The following is a 15960-nucleotide window of genomic DNA, read 5'->3' on the forward strand; positions in this document are numbered from 1 at the left end:
GAATACGCTATCTTAAGAGCCGGCCCTCGATCGACCAGCGCGCGGCGATGAAATTCAGCACCGCCGCCACGATGACACCGCCGATCTTTGCCGGCCACACGCCGGCGATGCCGGCAAAGAGTGCGATCGACAGGCTGGAGACGCCGAGCGAGATCAGCGCTCCAAGCGAGACGAAGCGAAGGAAGGCGTCATGCAGCCGGATCGCGCGATTGCGCTCGAACGACCAGAAGCCATTCGCCACGAAGGAGAAGACGACGGCGATGGACCAGGAGACGATGTTGGCGGGCAGCGGCGGGACATGCAGCCTGAGCAGCAGGAAAAAACCGGCAAGGTCGATGGCCGTGTTCACCAGCCCGACAATGGCGAAGCGCACGATCTTGCTGCCGGTCGAACGCTGGGGCTGGTCGGCGCCGCTCATCCCATGCCATCCATGATCTCGACATCGGCGCGGGCGAGGCTTTCGCCGAACGCGTCCGAGGCCAGCACGCCGAATTCCACTTCGCGCACCCGCTGCATCGGATCACGCCCTCGCAATGTGTCGTCGACATGGCCGGGATGGCACATGAACAGGCCTCGTTCCGGCAGTGTCTCGACAGCGGCTTGCAGAACCGGAGCAAATCTCTCGGGTTGCCGCCAATCATAGATGCCGGCGAGCGGCTCGAAAATGATGAAGCCGGCGCGCGCCATCGAGCGGTTGAAGCCGGCGGCCACGGCGGCGATTGCCGCGACTTTCGGCGCCACAGCGGCATTGTCGAGCGCTGGCGCCCCGCGCAGCACCGGCTTCTCGGAAGCTTCTGAAAAACGCGCCCGCAGCCATGTGCGTACGACCGGCAGGAAATGCACGTGCTGGTGCCCGTCGATGAAGGCCGGCCGCCGGCCCAACGCCTCGACGAAGCGGCCGTACTGTGCGTCGAGCTCGGCATGGACATCGCGCTCATCGACGCGGCCGCGCAGGACCGGCAGTGCCAGCCGGCGGAGCGCCGGCAACCGGCCTTCCGGCGCCAGGCTCGATCGGCCGGTGACCGCAGGCTGGTCCGTCAAGGTAAGATGCAGTCCTACCGCCGCGCGGCCGCACAGTGGCTTTATGAGCGCTGCCGCCTCTGCCCATTCGGGAAAGCCGGTCATGCAGCTGGTGCCCGTCAGGCGCCCTCGATCGAGCAGGTCGAGAATCCCGGCGGAAACGCCTGGCGCCAGGCCGTAATCGTCGGCGATCAGGCGGATGCGCCGCGTCATGCCCCGGGTGCGCCTGGCAACCTGTCAGGGGCGACCTCGCCGCGCAAGGCCTCACTATGCGAGGCCTCACCACGCAAGATCTCACCACGCAAGACATCGCGCACGATGTAGACCGGTCGATCCTTGCTCTCCGAGAGCGTGACCCAGACATATTCGCCGATCAGCCCGAGCAGTGTGAGGTTGAGGCCGCCGAGCAGGACGACGGCGACCATCAGGCTGGGATAGCCGGGCACCGCAATGCCGTAGAACATGACTTCGAAGAACACTTTGGCGCCGTAAAGCAGGCCCGCCAGCGCCGCCAGCATCCCGCTCAGGCTGATGATGCGCAGCGGGATGACGGAAAACGACGTAAACCCTTCCAACGAGAACGCGATCAGGTTGAGGCGGCTCCATTTCGAGGTACCGCTGGCGCGGTTCTCCGGCGAATATTCTATGGCCTTCTGGCGGAAGCCGGCCCAGGCGAACAGACCCTTGTTGAAGCGCCGCTTGTCGCGCAAGCTCGTCAGCGCGCGTGCCACAGCGGCCCGCATGACGCGGAAATCACCCGCGTTCTCCGGAATGTCGAAGCGCTGGCTGCTGTTGATCAGGCTGTAGAAAAGCCGTGCCAGCTGGCTGCGCCGCCAGCTGGCCTCGCGCCGGTCGTTCTGCGCGTAGATGACGTCGATGTCGGGGTTTTCCACCAGTTCGGCGATCATCTTCAGGCTGATGTCCATCGAATGCTGGAGATCGGCGTCCATGATCAGGACCATGTCGCTCCGCGACTGGTCGAGGCCGGCAAGCACCGCGACTTCCTTGCCGAAATTGCGGCTGAGCCGCACGATCTCCCAGGAACCCGACAGCGCCTGCGAAAATCGCTCGGCGCCATCGTCGCGGCTGCCGTCGTCGATCAGGATCTTGTGGACGGCCATGCCGAAACGTTGCGACACCGTGGCTTCGAGCCTGTCGAGCAATTCGGCAAAAGCCGAAGCCGATTGCGCCTCGTTGAAGAACGGCGCCACGATATCGAGAGTGGGTCGCGACTCAGCCATTTGCGACAGGCCCTTCATTCATCACCTTTTCCCGCGTCACCTTGCCTTGCGCCTTGGCCCAGAACCACCAGATCAGGGACCCGGCGATAATGGTGACCGCGATCGGCCGAAACCAGGGATAGGTCAAATCTTGGATATGGCGCTCGACGCCCGTCAATCCGGTCAGGAACAGCATCACCGACAGCACCGAGGCCAGGACACCGCCTTTTTCCTCGCGCCATAACAAGGCAATGGCTAGGCCGGCGGGCACGGCGATCATGGCATAAGTGTTGGGCTCGACACGCGGGTTGAAGACGCACATGTAGAACGTCGCCGTCAGGAAGATGACGAGATCAGCCGTTCCGCGCTCGAGCCTGCGGTCGAACCAGATGACCGCGCAGAGCGCAAACAGGGCCATGACGATGCGTATGACCGTGGCGCCGATTTCCGGCAGCGGCAGTCCCATCCGGGTGAAGGGGGCTGTGAAATCGGTGGGGACGAAGTGGCTGGTGTTGTCAACGGCCATCGAGGTCAGCATCTCGGCGAAAAGACGATACTGGTCGTTGAGATAGCCTGCAGGTGCGAAAGCGTAAGGCAAGGCGAGCACGAACAGCACCGCCAGCACCAGGACCGGTATCAACCGGAGGCGCAGGGCTCCCACCAACAGCAGCATGATAATCGCCGTCGGCTTGGCGATGATGGCGACGGAAGCCCAAAAGAACGTTTCGGCGCGACGCCCCTCGAGCGCCGAAAAGGTAAGGAGCCAGCAGGCGCCGGCCAAGAGGATCGTCGCCTGGCCGTTGCGGATTGCACCCATCGCCATCGGCAGGGCAAGAAAGAGCCCGAAGGAAAGCAGCCATGGCAGTTCCCCGCCGCCGAGCTTGCGCACCTGCCGCATGGCGGCCAATGTCAGCACCGCGAAACCGATAATATGCCAGATCAGGCCGCCGAGATGCGGGCCGAGCTTGACCAGCGGAACGTAGAGCGCGGCAAAGGCCGGCGCGTAGAGATACCCCATCTCGGAGCTGAGATTGTAGAGCGGCCGGCCGGCCAGAAGGGCCTCGCTGCCGTCTATATAGGCCTGCCAGACAGTACGCGTGTGCGGTGACCACAGGACGAGCGCAAGAACGACCAGGAAGGCTCCGATCCACATGCCAAGTCCCAAACGGTCGAAAACCGGCTTGGAAAGCGTCATCCGCGCACCCCACACAATTCCAGAACGATTTCCCATCACCGCCTGTATTTGAAGGCGGCATATCACGGACAAAGCAGCGTGGCATAGAGGGGCCGGAAGACGCGGACTTCGAAACCGCCGGCCCACCCTGAAGCCAAAGACCGGCCTTTGTTGATGACCATCGATGGCCTTTTGAAGGCCTCGGCTTCGAACTGCAGATGCCCTAGGAATTGCGCTAACGCTTTGTTTTGACGCAATTTCCAAGGGAAGCGCTATGCGCTTTTCCCGGGAAAACGGCTTCCCACTTTTCCGGAAGTTGCTTTAAGGCCGGATGAAAACCTTGCCATTGGGCTTGGCCAGTTCCGCCGGCAACCGCGCCATGGCCTCGGCGAGCGGCACCACCGCCGTCACGTCGGTCGACCAGCGCCCGTCGGAAAACCGCTTCTGCGCCTCCAGGATCGCCGGGCCGCGCCGGTCCTTGAATTGCCGCATCCATTCGCTCAGCCAGAAGCCTTCTATGTGCTTGTGCTGAAAGATCAGCTGGCCGGGCTCGCGGATGACAGTGGCGTCAGTGTCGAGCCGGCCGTAGATGATCCAGCGCGAACGCTTCGGCATGGCGTCGAAGATGGCCGAGGCCAATGGTCCGGTCACCGCATCGAGGAAGATGCGCGGCTGCTCTTCCTTCATCACTTGACGCAGCGCTGCCTTGAAATCCGGCGCCTTTTCATTGAGGACATGCGCCGCGCCAAGCTCTTTCAGCAATGCGATCTGGTCGTCACGGCGCACGGTGACGATAGGCCGGAACCCCGCTTCCCCAGCCAGGCCGATGATCAGCTTGCAGAGCTGGCTGGCGCCGGCGGTCATGACGAAGGCCTTTTCGCCCTCCTGTTTGACGATGTCGAACATGGCGATCGCGGTGAGCGGATTGACGATCATCGCCGCCCCATCCTCATCACGCACGGTGTCGAGGAGCGGAATGCAGACCGCCGCCTCGGCGACGGCATATTGCGCCCACGAACCCCAGTTGGTGACGCCGGTGGCGAAGGCGACCCGCTTGCCGATCAGGCTTTTCGAATAGGGCTCATCACCGCCGGCAACGACCGTGCCGACGCCCTCGAAGCCGGCCGGTTGGCCCTTGGCGCGCGGCTGGCCGTACTGGCCCTTGATGAAGGCGACGTCGGAAGGATTGATCGAGGCGAGACTGACCCTGATCAGCACCTGGCTCGGTCCAGGCGCCGGCACCGCGATGCTGCCCGGTTCGATGTAGGGCTCCATCGCCTCCAGCACGCTGCCGCTCGGCGTCCTGGTGTAGCCGTCGCCGACCAGCAGCAGCGCCTGCATTTCGGAGGGGATGGTCATCGCGGGCTCCTTGCTTGCCGGCAGAGGTCAGGCAGCGGCTCAGACCTTTTCCTGCGTGTATTTCTTCAGCTCCGTCCGCGCCACCTGGCGGCGATGCACGGCGTCGGGTCCGTCGGCGAGGCGCAACGTCCTCAGATGCGTCCACGAGCGGGCAAGCGGCGTATCCTGGCTGATGCCCTGGGCCCCGAACATCTGCACCGCCTCGTCGGTCACCTTGAGCGCGACGCGTGGTGCGATGACCTTGATCTGGCTGATCCAGGGGGCCGCGGCGCGCGCATCGCCCTGGTCGATCATCCACGCCGCCTTCAGACACAGCAGCCGCGCCATCTCGATCTCCATGCGGCATTCGGCGATGATGTCGAAATTGGCGCCGAGTTTCGCCAGGGGCTGGCCGAAGGCCTCGCGGCGCACGGAGCGCTGGCACAGCATCTCGAGGGCCATCTCGGCCTGGCCGATGGCGCGCATGCAGTGGTGGATGCGGCCCGGCCCGAGCCGGCCTTGCGCGATCTCGAAGCCCCTCCCCTCACCGAGAATGAGGTTCGAGGCGGGTACTCGGACATTGTCGAAGCGAAGGTGCAGGTGGCCATGCGGCGCGTCGTCGTCGCCATAGACCTGCATGGCGCGGACCTTGGTCACGCCCTTGGTGTCCGATGGCACCAGGATCATCGAATGGCGACGGTGCCGCGGTTCCTGGTCGCCGCCGGTCCGCACCATGACGATGTAAATGGCGCAACGCGGATCGCCGGCGCCCGACGCCCACCATTTCTCGCCATTGAGCACATAGTCGTCGCCCTGCCGCTCGCAGCGCATCAAAATGTTGGTGGCGTCCGACGAGGCCACATCCGGCTCGGTCATCAGATAGGCCGAGCGGATCTTGCCGTCGAGCAGCGGCTCGAGCCACGTCTTCTTGTGGTCGGCCGAACCGTAGCGTTCCAGCACCTCCATGTTGCCGGTGTCTGGCGCCGAGCAGTTGAAGGTCTCCGCGCCGAGATGCGCCTTGCCCATCTCCTCGGCCAGATAGGCGTATTCGACAGTCGACAGGCCATAGCCGCGCTCCGAGCCGGTCAGCCAGAAATTCCACAGGCCGCGCTCCCGTGCAGCCTTCTTGAGTCCTTCGAGGATCTCGCTTTGTCGCGCGCTGTAGACCCAGCGGTCGCCGTCCTTGCCCACTTCGCCGAGGAATTCCTTGTCCAGCGGCATGATCTCGTCGCGCACCATGGCCGCGACGCGGGCGTGGATCGGCTTCAGCCGCTCGGTCATGCCGAGGTTCATCTCCGTCATCGGTCGCTAACCCTTCATACAGGCCGGGCATTTTACCCGTGGCAAGGATGACCGTACTTCGGATAGCCTTGTCAACGCGAACTGATTGCCGCATGCCGAGGCAGGGCGCGGAGGATTGTGATGGGCTATCTGGACGAACTGTTTTCGGTGGCCGACAAGACCGCGCTGGTGACGGGCGCGGCGACCGGCATCGGCCGCATGGCGGCCACCGCGCTGGTCAAGGCCGGCGCCAGCGTCATGATTGCCTCGCGCAAGGGCGAAGATTGCGTCAAGGTCGCCGCCGAATTGAACGATCTCGGCACCTCGGGGCGGGCCGATGGCTTTACAGGCGACGTCTCCAGCGAGGCCGGCATTGCCGCGCTTGTCGCCGAGGTCAAGGCGCGGACCGATCAGCTCGATATTCTGATCAACAATGCCGGGATTTCCTGGGGCGCGCCGCTGGAGAGCTTTCCCTACCACGCTTGGGCCAAGGTTTTTGGCGTCAATGTCACCGCGGTCTTCCACCTGACGCGCGAATTGCTGCCGCTGCTCGAGGCCGCCGCCAGCGACGTCGACCCGGCCCGGGTGATCAATCTGGGTTCGGTGATGGGCACGCAGCCGCTCGCCGACGACGCCTATTCCTACACCGCCTCGAAGGCCGCCGTTCATCATCTGACGCGCACGCTGGCGCTCGAATTCGCCCCTCGCCGCATCACCGTCAATGCCTTCGCACCCGGCCCCTTCCAAAGCCGCATGACTGCCTTTGCCACCGGCACCCAGGAACAGGCCGACCATGTCGGCAGTCATGTTCCGATCGGCCGTATCGGCACACCGGATGACATTGCCGGCGCAACGCTCTATTTGTGCAGCCGTGCAGGCAGCTATGTCACCGGCGCCATCCTGCCGATCGACGGCGGGCAATCGGTGCAGCATGGATTGACCTTGTTCAAGGAATGACATTTGCCGGCCGCAGAAGCCGGGGGTGAACTGGAGGACATGAGCGTGGAACCGATCAGTCTCGATGTGCTTCTGGCCAGCGTCGGCAAAGAGGTTGGCGTCTCACCCTGGCGGGCGGTCACGCAACGCATGATCGACCAGTTCGCGGACGCCACCGACGATCACCAGTTCATCCACTGCGACCCGGAGCGGGCCAAGCGCGAGACGCCGTTCGGTGGCACCATCGCCCATGGCTTCCTGTCGCTGTCGCTGCTGTCGGCGATGACCTTCGAGACCATGCCGCCGCTGGAAAACAGCAAGATGGGTGTCAATCACGGCTTCGATTCGCTGCGCTTCCTGGCGCCGGTCAAGACTGGCGCCCGCATCCGCACCCGTTTCGTGCTGGCCGACGTCAAGGTCAGGCCGTCGGGCTGGGTGCAGACCGCGCACGACGTGACGATCGAGATCGAGGGCTCGAAGAAACCAGCACTCACCGCCCGCTGGCTGACGCTGACCCTGATCGAACGCCAGCCCGAGACCGCATGAACGACCCGAACGCGCTCGACCAGGCGGCGCTCGCGTCCTACCTCGAGGCGGAAATCCCTGGCTTTTCCGGGCTCGCCGCAATCGAAAAGTTCAAATCCGGCCAGTCGAACCCGACCTATCTGCTGACGGCGGCGAGCGGCCGCTATGTGCTGCGTGCCAAGCCGCCGGGTCATTTGCTGAAATCGGCGCATCAGGTCGACCGCGAATTTCGCGTCATGAAGGCGCTTGCCGGCAGCGCGGTGCCCGTCCCCCGGATGCTGCATCTGTCGGCCGAGGATTCGCCGATCGGCCGCATGTTCTACGTCATGGATTTCCTCGACGGCCGCATCTTCTGGGATCCGGCACTGCCCGAGGCGCGCGACAACGATGAGCGTTCCGCCATTTACGACGCCATGAACGGTACGCTGGCGGCCCTGCACGACGTCGATGCCGAGGCCGTGGGCCTCGGCGATTTCGGCCGGCCGGGCAATTATTTCGAGCGGCAGCTGGCGCGCTGGACCAGCCAGTACCGCGCTTCGGAAACCGGCACCATCGCCGACATGGACCGGTTGATCGCGTGGCTGGAAACACATATGCCCGCCGATAACGGCCGTGTCTCGCTGGTCCATGGCGACTACCGGCTGGACAATCTGATCTTCGCGCCGGACCAGCCAAAGGTGCTGGCAGTGCTCGACTGGGAACTGTCGACATCGGGCCATCCCTTCGCCGACATCGCCTATCAGTGCATGCAGTGGCGCCTGCCGCACGCATCCGGCTTTCGCGGCCTCGGCGGCATTGACCGTGCGGCGCTCGGCCTGCCCTCGGAAGAGGAGTATGTCGCCGCCTATTGCCGCCGACGTCGGCTCGAAGGCATCGGCAATTGGCCGTTCTTCCTCGCCTTCTCCTTCTTCCGCCTGGCCGCGATCTGCCAGGGTGTCTACAAGCGTGCGTTGGACGGCAATGCCTCCAATCCCGAAAAGGCCAGAACCTATGGCGAGGCGGTGAAGCTCTTGTCGCATCTTGCAGTCAAACTGATCGACAAAGAGATGTGACGTGATGGGAGAGACGGCTGCGTCGTAGCGATCTGATGCCTGCCGTTTGGGAACCTGGGGCGCCCTTGTCCATTTCCGTACAGCGTATATAATTTAGCCGGACACCACCAACCGAAAGGCACCCGACTTGCCGCCGAGCGTCCAGACACGCCGCGAGAAACAAAAGGCCGAGCTACGCTCCGAACTGGTCGCAGCCGCGCACAAGCTCGTCCAGGAAGAAGGCTATGAGGGTCTGACCATCCGCAAGCTGGCCAAGCGGGTCGGCTATGCACCGATGTCGGTCTATTCCTACTTCGCCGACAAGCAGGACATCCTGTTCGCGCTGGCCGAAGATGCGTTCGAGACCCTTGCCCGGCGCATCGAGGAGCATCCATCAGACGATCCGATCGCGGCTTTGCAGGCGGTCATGACCGAATATGCCGCCTTCGGCCTCGGCAATCCCAATGAATACCGCACCGTCTTCATGACCGAAAAGACCAAGCTGCCGGAAGGCAGGAGCTACGCGGACATGGAGGAAGGCAACCCGGCGATGAAGGCGCTGATCAGCCGGGTCGAGGCCTGCGTCGCCGCAGGCGAGTTGCAGGGCGATCCGCGCGCCATCGCCACCATGCTGTGGGCGGTCGGCCATGGCACGATCTCGCTGCTGATCACCTTTCCGTTCTACCCCTTCGGCGACCCGCAGGCCTTTGTGAAGCGGATGTGCGATTTCACGCTTGCGACACTGCGCACGCAAAATGTGCCTCCGCTGACCGAGACCCCGGTCAACTGCTGAACGATATCTCCTTTCCTGCAGAACCTCGTCGTTACCACCCGAACCGGTGGCAGATTTCTTGGTTAACAAAAAATTTCCGTACATGTACGATTTCGGCTTGAACTTCGTGAGCGGCAGGCGTATCTGTACGGCATAACGTACACGTACGAAGAAATTCACCCGTCGGAACGGAGACTGACAATGAAAAAGACCGTCCTCACCCTCGCCGCCATTCTGGCCCTTTCGGGCTCGGCTTTCGCCGCCAGTGCCACCCAGCCGGTCAAGCACCTGCCGGCCGCGACCTGCGTCGACACCAGGACCCATGTGAAGCTCGATTGCGCTTCGACCGGCTCGGTCGAGAAGAAGGGCACCACGGAAAACACCGCTGAGGGCAAGGGCCCGCGCCTCGGCATCAGCATCAACCCGTGGATCGTGCCGAGCGCTTTCTAACATTTGCGCCAAACGCTTCTGGCCGGCGCGGCCGGCCATTCGGTGACGTCAGCCGATCGAGACCGGCAGCCTGGTCGCCGAACTCTCGAACGCCGCATCGATCAGCTTCTGCATGTCGGCGGCGCGCCGGAACGACGGATCGCCGTTCTGCCCGCTATCCAGCGCATCGGCGAAGCGCCTTGCGTTACGCTTGACATCCGGCGGCGCCAGAGTCCGCCAGCGCTGCAGGTCGACATCCCCGCCGAGACAGGCGGACAGGTGCGAAACCTTGCCGTCGGTCTCGACCTTGATGGCTCCCCTGGTGCCGTGCAGCGTCAGCGACAGATCGTTGGCGTGGCCTGTCGTGTAGCGGCTCGCCATGATCATGGCGAGCGCGCCTGACTTCAGCCGCGCCGTCATCGCCACGCTGTCATTGGCGTCCAGCACATAGTCGCCGATCTGCTCGCCCTCGGCCTTCGGAAACGTCACCAGGTCGGCATGCAGGCTGACGATGTCCTGGGCGGCGCCATAGGTGGCGAAGTCCAGTATGTGTATGCCGACATCACCCAGCACGCCTGTCGAACCATGCCGGCTAGACAGGCGCCACAGCCATTTGTCCTCGACCCGCCAGTTGCCCCAGGATTTGCTGACCAGCCAGCTTTGCCGATAACTCGCCTCGACATGGCGGAGTTCGCCGATGGCGCCGGCCTGCACCATGCGCCGCGCTTCCTGGATGGCCGGCGAATTGCGGTAGGTCAGGTTGACCATGTTGACGACGCCTGCTGCCTCGGCGGCTTCGGTCATGGCAAGCGCGTCGGCATGGTTCGGCGCCAGCGGCTTCTCGCAAAAGACGTGTTTGCCCGCGGCAAGCAGCGCCAGCGTCGTTGCCTTGTGCACGCCGTCCGGCGTGGCGTTGATGGCGGCATCGAACTGGCCCCAGGCGATCGCCGCCTCCAGGCTCTCGAAGCAGTCGCCAATCTTGTTTGCCCCGGCGAACGTCGCCGCGCGGCCTGGCACCTGGTCGACACAGGCCACGATGCTGCAGCCGGGAATCCCGGCGAACTCCTCGACATGATGCCCGGCGATGCCGCCGGTGCCGAGCAGAAGAATTCGGTGCATCAACCCACCCCCAACCAGTTCATGCCCCGATCAGCCCAGGCCCGATCAGCCGAGGCCCCGATCAGCTTAGGCCGATCAACTAAGACCCTTGTCGCCATCGGCATGCAGGCGCAGGCCTTTCTGGACGATCTTCTCCTTGGCCCTGTCCGTCGGCACGTTCGGCGCATTGGTGATGCCGGACCATGCGGGTGCGGGATTGTGCGCCCAGTGCACGGCGTTGCGCAGCACCTGTTGCACCCCGTCATTGTGGTAGATCGGATAGGTCTCGTGGCCCGGCGAAAAATAGAAGATCCGTCCCGCGCCGCGCTGATAAGTCAGTCCCGACCGGAACACCTCGCCGCCCTCGTACCAGGAGATGAATACCGTTTCCAGCGGCTCCGGCACGGCGAACGGCTCGCCATACATTTCCGTCTCGCCGATCTCCAGGCATTCGCCGATACCTTGCGCGATCGGATGGCCGCGATTGATCGCCCAGACGCGTTCACGCTCGCCCGCCTCGCGCCATTTCAGCGAGCAAGGCGTACCCATCAGGCGCTTGAAGATCTTCGAGTAGTGCCCGGAATGGAGCACGATCAGCCCCATGCCTTCCCAGACCCGCTTCTGCACGCGTTCGACGATCTCGTCCTTGACCTCGCCATGGGCGGCGTGGCCCCACCACAAGAGCACATCGGTGCCGGCCAGGCGCTTCTCGCCCAGGCCATGTTCGGGCTCCTGCAAGGTGGCCGTACTCGCCTCGATGCCCTTGTCCTGGTTGAGCGCGGCGGCAATAGTGCCATGCATGCCCAAGGGATAGAGATCACGCACGGCGGCATTGGTCTGCTCGTGCACGTTCTCGCCCCAGACGACTGCTTTTATCGGCATTTTCATCTCCCAAAGCGCTTTAAATAGCGCATGTGACGGGACCTTGAGAAGGTACCGCCAAGATCGAAACTGGGGAAATCAGGGCTTGCGGGTTTTCCGTCCCGCAACGGTCTTGGCCTTGCCGGGTTTGGCAGGAGCGCCTGAGATGACTGATCCGGTGATCGACACCGGATCGCTGGCCGGAAAAGTGTCCTCGAGGCCCTCCTCGAGTTCCTCTTCGGCATTGGCCTCGTGATGCCGCTCGTGTTCGAGCGAGCGGACCGCCGCGGTTTTGGATTGCGGCGGCGACTTCGGCGCGGACTTGGACGGCATCGACATTCTCCCTCGACTTGTTGCCGCACAACGGACGCGCGCGGCAAACGTTCCGGGTTCAGACCGCCGCGTCGCGTGCCCCTTCGGACAGGAAAGTAAAGACATAGTCCGAGAAGGAACGCCAGCACTCGACCCGGAAGGCGTCCGCGGCCGTACGCAACAGCACGATTTCGGCCTTGCCAAGGATAGTGCGCGAGGCAGCCCCCACCGGGAACGCATCGAGCGACAGATCCTGCGGGCAACCCGAATTGATCGTTGCGGCCGCCGCCGCGCCGGTAACGGCAATCGCGATATTGCGGTGAGAGACACCCACTGCCGAATGGAGCGCGGCAACCGTGGCGCAAGCGGCGAGCGGATCGTTGCCGGCCTCGTCGATGACAAACCATTCGTCCGGCCCAAGCCACAGCGCGGTGCGGCCAGCCTTCGATACGGACGTCTTCGGCTTTTTCGGCAAGGTCACGCCGAGCGCCTTCGACAGCGCCGCGACGGAAGCCTCCGGCGCGCGCAGCGAAATACGCTCTGCCGGCGGCAGGATCTCGACCTTGGCGTTGGTTGCGGTGGTGCTACGTCCAGCCAGTGCCGGGCGACGCTCAACCGAAGGCGATACGGCGGAAACCGTCTTCCTTGCAGCAGCCTTAGCCATTGAGGCGCCCTCCCGTCTCGTCGAAGAACACCATGCCGGTAACCTCCACTTCGATCACTCCGTTCGGCATCGGCACGTAGAGCGTGTCGCCCATGCGGTCGCGGCCGCCGGCGACCAGCGCCAGCGCGATGGAGCGGCCGCAATTTTCCGACCAGTAGCTCGAGGTGACGTGGCCGATCATCTTCATCGGGATCGCCTGCTTCGGGTCCTCGACGATCTGCGCGCCTTCCTCCAGCACCACCTTCGGGTCCTTGGTCTTGAGGCCCACCAGCTGCTTGCGGCCCTTGGCCACCAGATCCGGCCGCGTCAGGCCGCGGATGCCGACGAAATCGGCCTTCTTCTTGCCGACCGCCCAGTCGAGGCCGGCATCACCAGGGGTCACCGTGCCGTCGGTGTCCTGGCCAACGATGATATAGCCTTTTTCGGCGCGCAATACGTGCATGGCCTCGGTTCCGTAGGCGGCGGCGCCATGCTTCTGGCCCTCGGCCCACAGCGCTTCCCAGACGGCCTGGCCGTAGTCGGCCGGGACATTGACCTCGAAGCCGCGCTCGCCGGTGAACGACATGCGGAACAGCCGCGTTGGCACGCCGCAGATCTTGCCTTCGCGCACCGACATATGCGGCAGCGCCTCGTCGGACATGTCGATGCCCTCGACCAGCGGTGCGATGATGTCGCGCGACTTTGGCCCTTGCACGGCGATCACCGCCCATTGTTCGGTGATCGAGGTCAGCCAGACATTGAGATGCGGGAACTCGGTCTGGAGATAGTCCTCCATGTGGTTCATGACCCGCGGCGCGCCACCGGTCGTCGTCGTCACATGGAAACGGTCCGGTGCCAGTCGGCCGACGACGCCGTCATCATAGATAAAGCCGTCCTCGCGCAGCATGATGCCATAGCGGCAGCGGCCGGGTTCCAGCTTCTCCCACGGATTGGTGTAGAGCAACTCCATGAACTTGGCGGCATCCGGCCCGACCACTTCGATCTTGCCGAGCGTCGAGGCATCGAACAGCCCTGCCTTGTTACGAACCGCAACGCATTCGCGGTCGACCGCTGCATGCATGTCTTCGCCCGCCTTCGGGAAATACCAGGCGCGCTTCCACTGGCCGACATCCTCGAATACCGCGCCCTGCGCTTCGGCCCAGGGATGGATCGCGGTCTTGCGTGTCGGGTCGAACAGCGGCCCGCGCGCATGGCTGACGATCGCGCCGAAGGTGACCGGCGTGTAGGGCGCGCGGAACGTGGTCAGGCCGACCTCGGGGATCGGCTTGCCCAGCGTCTCGGCGGCGATCGCCAGGCCGTGCATGTTGGAGGTCTTGCCCTGGTCGGTCGCCATGCCGTTGGTGGTGAAGCGCTTGACGTGCTCGATCGAGCGCATGCCCTCATGCACCGCCTGGCGAATATCCTTGGCGGTGACGTCGTTCTGGAAATCGACGAACGCCTTCACCGTCGTGTCCGGTCCGGCGCCGGGGCCAGCCCCCAGCATGCCGCGCGACCAGCTCTCCGAGGCATCGACCTTCGGCTTGGCGCCCTTCGCGGTTTTCGCGCCGGCATCTTTCGCTGCCTTGGCGCCAGCCGCGTAGGCCTCGTCGACCGTTGCCGACAGCCCGTCAGTGCCGTTGCAGGCGCCGACGGAGACGCAGTCTTGTGCGTAGATGCCCGGCACGAAACGCTTGGTCTCGTCGTTGAAGGCGACCTTGCCGCGCGATTGCGAGAACAGATGCACCGACGGCGTCCAGCCGGCCGACATCAGGATCGCGTCGACGGAGATAGTGCGTTCGCCGCCGCCATTCTTCGGCTGCACGGTCATCGACGACACCCGCAATTTGCCGCCGGCACGGATCACCGCGCGGCCGAAATTGATCTCGATGCCGAGCGCCCTCGCCTCGTCGATCACCGGTCCTGTCGGGTTGTCGCGCAGGTCGACGATCGCCGCCACATTGACGCCGGCCTTCTTCAGGTCGATCGCCGCCGCGTAGGCCGAGTCATTAGCAGTGTAGACGCCGACATTCCTGCCGACCGCCACGCCATAATGGTTGAGGAAGGTGCGCGCCGCGCCCGCCAGCATGATGCCCGGCCGGTCGTTGTTCGCGAACACCATATGGCGCTCGATGGCGCCGGAGGCCAGCACGACGCGCTTGGCGCGGACCTGCCACAGCCGCTCGCGCGGCAAATCATGGCCGGGGGCCTTCAGATGATCGCTGACACGCTCGACCAGGCCGACGAAATTCTGCGCGTAGTAGCCAAAAGCAGTTGTGCGCGAGAGCACGCGGACATTGTCCATCGCGCTCAGTCTGGCGATCGCCGCCTGTGCCCAGGCAAAACCGTCCTGGCCGTCTATTTTCGCGCCACTCTCGAAACGCAGGCTACCGCCGAATTCGACCTGCTCGTCGGCGAGGATGACCCGCACGCCGGTCTCCGCCGCCGCCAATGCCGCCGCGATACCTGCGGCACCGCCGCCCAGCACCAGCACGTCGCAATGCGCGTAGCGCGAGGAATAATGGTCGGGATCGGGTTTGTCCGGAGAAACGCCAAGGCCGGCGGCTTCGCGGATCTTGGGTTCGTAAAAGCTCTTCCAGGCCGCCTTGGGCCACATGAAGGTCTTGTAGTAGAAGCCGGCCGAAAACATCGGCGATGCGATGTCGTTGACCGCGCCTATGTCGAAGGACAGCGACGGCCAGCGGTTCTGCGAATTGGCGGCAAGTCCGTCATAAAGCTCCTGCACGGTGGCGCGCACATTCGGCGTCTTGCGCGCGGCGTCACGCACGATCTGCACCAGCGCGTTAGGCTCTTCCGCGCCCGCCGACAGAATGCCGCGCGGCCGGTGGTACTTGAACGAGCGGCCGACCAGATGCACGCCATTGGCAAGCAGCGCCGAGGCCAACGTGTCGCCCTCGATGCCGGTATAGGACTGGCCGTCGAAGCTGAACCGCGCGGTCTTGGCCTGGCTGAGGCGACCGGCGCTCGGAATGCGGAACCCGCCGCTCATTTGGTAACCACTTCGTTGGAGTTTTTGGGCAGCTTGGCGGGTTTCGGCTCACCGGCCTTGTAGGTCATGACGAACTTATCGGTGACGGTGTCGCGCACTGCGTTGAAGAAGCGGGCGCAGCCATGCATGTGCCGCCAGCGCTCGTAGATGATGCCCTTGGGGTTCGAGCGGATGAAGAAGAATTTCTCGAAATCATCGTCGCTCTCGCCGGCCATATTGGCCGAGCGCGCGATATGGGCCTCGCCGGCGTTGCGAAATTCGAGCTCCGGGCGCTCTTCCTCGCAATAGGGGCAGCGTATGAGCAGCATCGTCT

Annotated in this window: 17 protein-coding genes; 5 read left to right on the forward strand and 12 right to left on the reverse strand. The window is 64.1% G+C overall.

What is annotated here, in order from left to right; translation table 11 throughout:
- Positions 1-7 precede the first annotated feature (7 nt).
- The 6 genes from FJ978_RS06055 to FJ978_RS06080 form a co-directional block, all read right to left on the reverse strand.
- Entirely contained in the window at positions 8-418 is a 411-nt protein-coding gene (locus FJ978_RS06055; RefSeq protein WP_140570975.1) for a GtrA family protein, read from the reverse strand.
- Positions 415-1233 (reverse strand): ChbG/HpnK family deacetylase, encoded by an 819-nt coding sequence (locus FJ978_RS06060; protein ID WP_140570977.1) that lies wholly within the window; start codon positions 1231-1233, stop codon positions 415-417. The genes FJ978_RS06055 and FJ978_RS06060 overlap by 4 nt, the downstream gene beginning before the upstream one ends.
- Positions 1230-2261, reverse strand: coding sequence for a glycosyltransferase family 2 protein (locus FJ978_RS06065; RefSeq protein ID WP_246678073.1), 1032 nt, complete (start codon positions 2259-2261; stop codon positions 1230-1232). The genes FJ978_RS06060 and FJ978_RS06065 overlap by 4 nt, the downstream gene beginning before the upstream one ends.
- Positions 2254-3435 carry a glycosyltransferase family 87 protein gene (locus FJ978_RS06070; protein WP_140570981.1) on the reverse strand — a complete coding sequence of 394 codons (1182 nt, stop codon included), beginning with the start codon at positions 3433-3435 and terminating at the stop codon, positions 2254-2256. Before FJ978_RS06070 ends, FJ978_RS06065 begins: the two co-directional genes overlap by 8 nt.
- Before the next feature lie 300 nt (positions 3436-3735).
- Complete coding sequence (locus tag FJ978_RS06075; protein ID WP_140570983.1) at positions 3736-4773, reverse strand: zinc-binding dehydrogenase; 1038 nt, start codon at positions 4771-4773, stop codon at positions 3736-3738.
- A gap of 39 nt (positions 4774-4812) precedes the next feature.
- Complete coding sequence (locus FJ978_RS06080; protein WP_140570985.1) at positions 4813-6054, reverse strand: acyl-CoA dehydrogenase family protein; 1242 nt, start codon at positions 6052-6054, stop codon at positions 4813-4815.
- A 120-nt stretch (positions 6055-6174) separates the two neighbouring features.
- Here FJ978_RS06080 and FJ978_RS06085 point away from each other — a divergent pair, with 120 nt between their 5' ends.
- From FJ978_RS06085 to FJ978_RS06105, 5 genes are all read left to right on the forward strand, one after another.
- Positions 6175-6990 carry an SDR family oxidoreductase gene (locus FJ978_RS06085; RefSeq protein ID WP_140570987.1) on the forward strand — a complete coding sequence of 272 codons (816 nt, stop codon included), beginning with the start codon at positions 6175-6177 and terminating at the stop codon, positions 6988-6990.
- Positions 6991-7029: 39 nt separating this feature from the next.
- Positions 7030-7515 carry a MaoC family dehydratase gene (locus tag FJ978_RS06090; protein WP_281405988.1) on the forward strand — a complete coding sequence of 162 codons (486 nt, stop codon included), beginning with the start codon at positions 7030-7032 and terminating at the stop codon, positions 7513-7515.
- Positions 7512-8546, forward strand: a complete 1035-nt coding sequence (locus tag FJ978_RS06095) for a phosphotransferase family protein (RefSeq protein WP_140570989.1) — start codon at positions 7512-7514, stop codon at positions 8544-8546. The genes FJ978_RS06090 and FJ978_RS06095 overlap by 4 nt, the downstream gene beginning before the upstream one ends.
- Before the next feature lie 127 nt (positions 8547-8673).
- Positions 8674-9318, forward strand: coding sequence for a TetR/AcrR family transcriptional regulator (locus FJ978_RS06100; RefSeq protein ID WP_013893073.1), 645 nt, complete (start codon positions 8674-8676; stop codon positions 9316-9318).
- A gap of 180 nt (positions 9319-9498) precedes the next feature.
- Entirely contained in the window at positions 9499-9747 is a 249-nt protein-coding gene (locus FJ978_RS06105; protein WP_140570991.1) for a DUF680 domain-containing protein, read from the forward strand.
- Positions 9748-9795: 48 nt separating this feature from the next.
- Here FJ978_RS06105 and FJ978_RS06110 read toward each other — a convergent pair whose 3' ends face one another.
- The 6 genes from FJ978_RS06110 to FJ978_RS06135 form a co-directional block, all read right to left on the reverse strand.
- Positions 9796-10845 carry a Gfo/Idh/MocA family oxidoreductase gene (locus tag FJ978_RS06110; protein ID WP_140570993.1) on the reverse strand — a complete coding sequence of 350 codons (1050 nt, stop codon included), beginning with the start codon at positions 10843-10845 and terminating at the stop codon, positions 9796-9798.
- Between the two features lie 75 nt (positions 10846-10920).
- Positions 10921-11706, reverse strand: a complete 786-nt coding sequence (locus FJ978_RS06115) for a ThuA domain-containing protein (protein WP_140570995.1) — start codon at positions 11704-11706, stop codon at positions 10921-10923.
- A 78-nt stretch (positions 11707-11784) separates the two neighbouring features.
- Entirely contained in the window at positions 11785-12018 is a 234-nt protein-coding gene (locus tag FJ978_RS06120; RefSeq protein ID WP_013893069.1) for a hypothetical protein, read from the reverse strand.
- 58 nt (positions 12019-12076) lie between these two features.
- Positions 12077-12661 carry a sarcosine oxidase subunit gamma gene (locus FJ978_RS06125; protein ID WP_140570997.1) on the reverse strand — a complete coding sequence of 195 codons (585 nt, stop codon included), beginning with the start codon at positions 12659-12661 and terminating at the stop codon, positions 12077-12079.
- Positions 12654-15647, reverse strand: a complete 2994-nt coding sequence (locus tag FJ978_RS06130) for a sarcosine oxidase subunit alpha (protein WP_140570999.1) — start codon at positions 15645-15647, stop codon at positions 12654-12656. The genes FJ978_RS06125 and FJ978_RS06130 overlap by 8 nt, the downstream gene beginning before the upstream one ends.
- Positions 15644-15955 (reverse strand): sarcosine oxidase subunit delta, encoded by a 312-nt coding sequence (locus FJ978_RS06135; RefSeq protein ID WP_013893066.1) that lies wholly within the window; start codon positions 15953-15955, stop codon positions 15644-15646. Before FJ978_RS06135 ends, FJ978_RS06130 begins: the two co-directional genes overlap by 4 nt.
- Between the last annotated feature and the right edge of the window lie 5 nt (positions 15956-15960).

Origin of the sequence: Mesorhizobium sp. B1-1-7 (assembly GCF_006442705.1) — a bacterium.
In the GTDB taxonomy this organism is placed as follows: Bacteria; Pseudomonadota; Alphaproteobacteria; order Rhizobiales; family Rhizobiaceae; genus Mesorhizobium; species Mesorhizobium opportunistum.

Coding starts and splice junctions, on each gene's coding strand:
- FJ978_RS06055 (WP_140570975.1), bottom strand. CDS start 418: ATGAGCGGCGCCGACCAGCCCCAGCGTTCGACCGGCAGCAAGATCGTG.
- FJ978_RS06060 (WP_140570977.1), bottom strand. CDS start 1,233: ATGACGCGGCGCATCCGCCTGATCGCCGACGATTACGGCCTGGCGCCA.
- FJ978_RS06065 (WP_246678073.1), bottom strand. CDS start 2,261: ATGGCTGAGTCGCGACCCACTCTCGATATCGTGGCGCCGTTCTTCAAC.
- FJ978_RS06070 (WP_140570981.1), bottom strand. CDS start 3,435: ATGACGCTTTCCAAGCCGGTTTTCGACCGTTTGGGACTTGGCATGTGG.
- FJ978_RS06075 (WP_140570983.1), bottom strand. CDS start 4,773: ATGACCATCCCCTCCGAAATGCAGGCGCTGCTGCTGGTCGGCGACGGC.
- FJ978_RS06080 (WP_140570985.1), bottom strand. CDS start 6,054: ATGACGGAGATGAACCTCGGCATGACCGAGCGGCTGAAGCCGATCCAC.
- FJ978_RS06085 (WP_140570987.1), top strand. CDS start 6,175: ATGGGCTATCTGGACGAACTGTTTTCGGTGGCCGACAAGACCGCGCTG.
- FJ978_RS06090 (WP_281405988.1), top strand. CDS start 7,030: ATGAGCGTGGAACCGATCAGTCTCGATGTGCTTCTGGCCAGCGTCGGC.
- FJ978_RS06095 (WP_140570989.1), top strand. CDS start 7,512: ATGAACGACCCGAACGCGCTCGACCAGGCGGCGCTCGCGTCCTACCTC.
- FJ978_RS06105 (WP_140570991.1), top strand. CDS start 9,499: ATGAAAAAGACCGTCCTCACCCTCGCCGCCATTCTGGCCCTTTCGGGC.
- FJ978_RS06110 (WP_140570993.1), bottom strand. CDS start 10,845: ATGCACCGAATTCTTCTGCTCGGCACCGGCGGCATCGCCGGGCATCAT.
- FJ978_RS06115 (WP_140570995.1), bottom strand. CDS start 11,706: ATGCCGATAAAAGCAGTCGTCTGGGGCGAGAACGTGCACGAGCAGACC.
- FJ978_RS06120 (WP_013893069.1), bottom strand. CDS start 12,018: ATGCCGTCCAAGTCCGCGCCGAAGTCGCCGCCGCAATCCAAAACCGCG.
- FJ978_RS06125 (WP_140570997.1), bottom strand. CDS start 12,661: ATGGCTAAGGCTGCTGCAAGGAAGACGGTTTCCGCCGTATCGCCTTCG.
- FJ978_RS06130 (WP_140570999.1), bottom strand. CDS start 15,647: ATGAGCGGCGGGTTCCGCATTCCGAGCGCCGGTCGCCTCAGCCAGGCC.
- FJ978_RS06135 (WP_013893066.1), bottom strand. CDS start 15,955: ATGCTGCTCATACGCTGCCCCTATTGCGAGGAAGAGCGCCCGGAGCTC.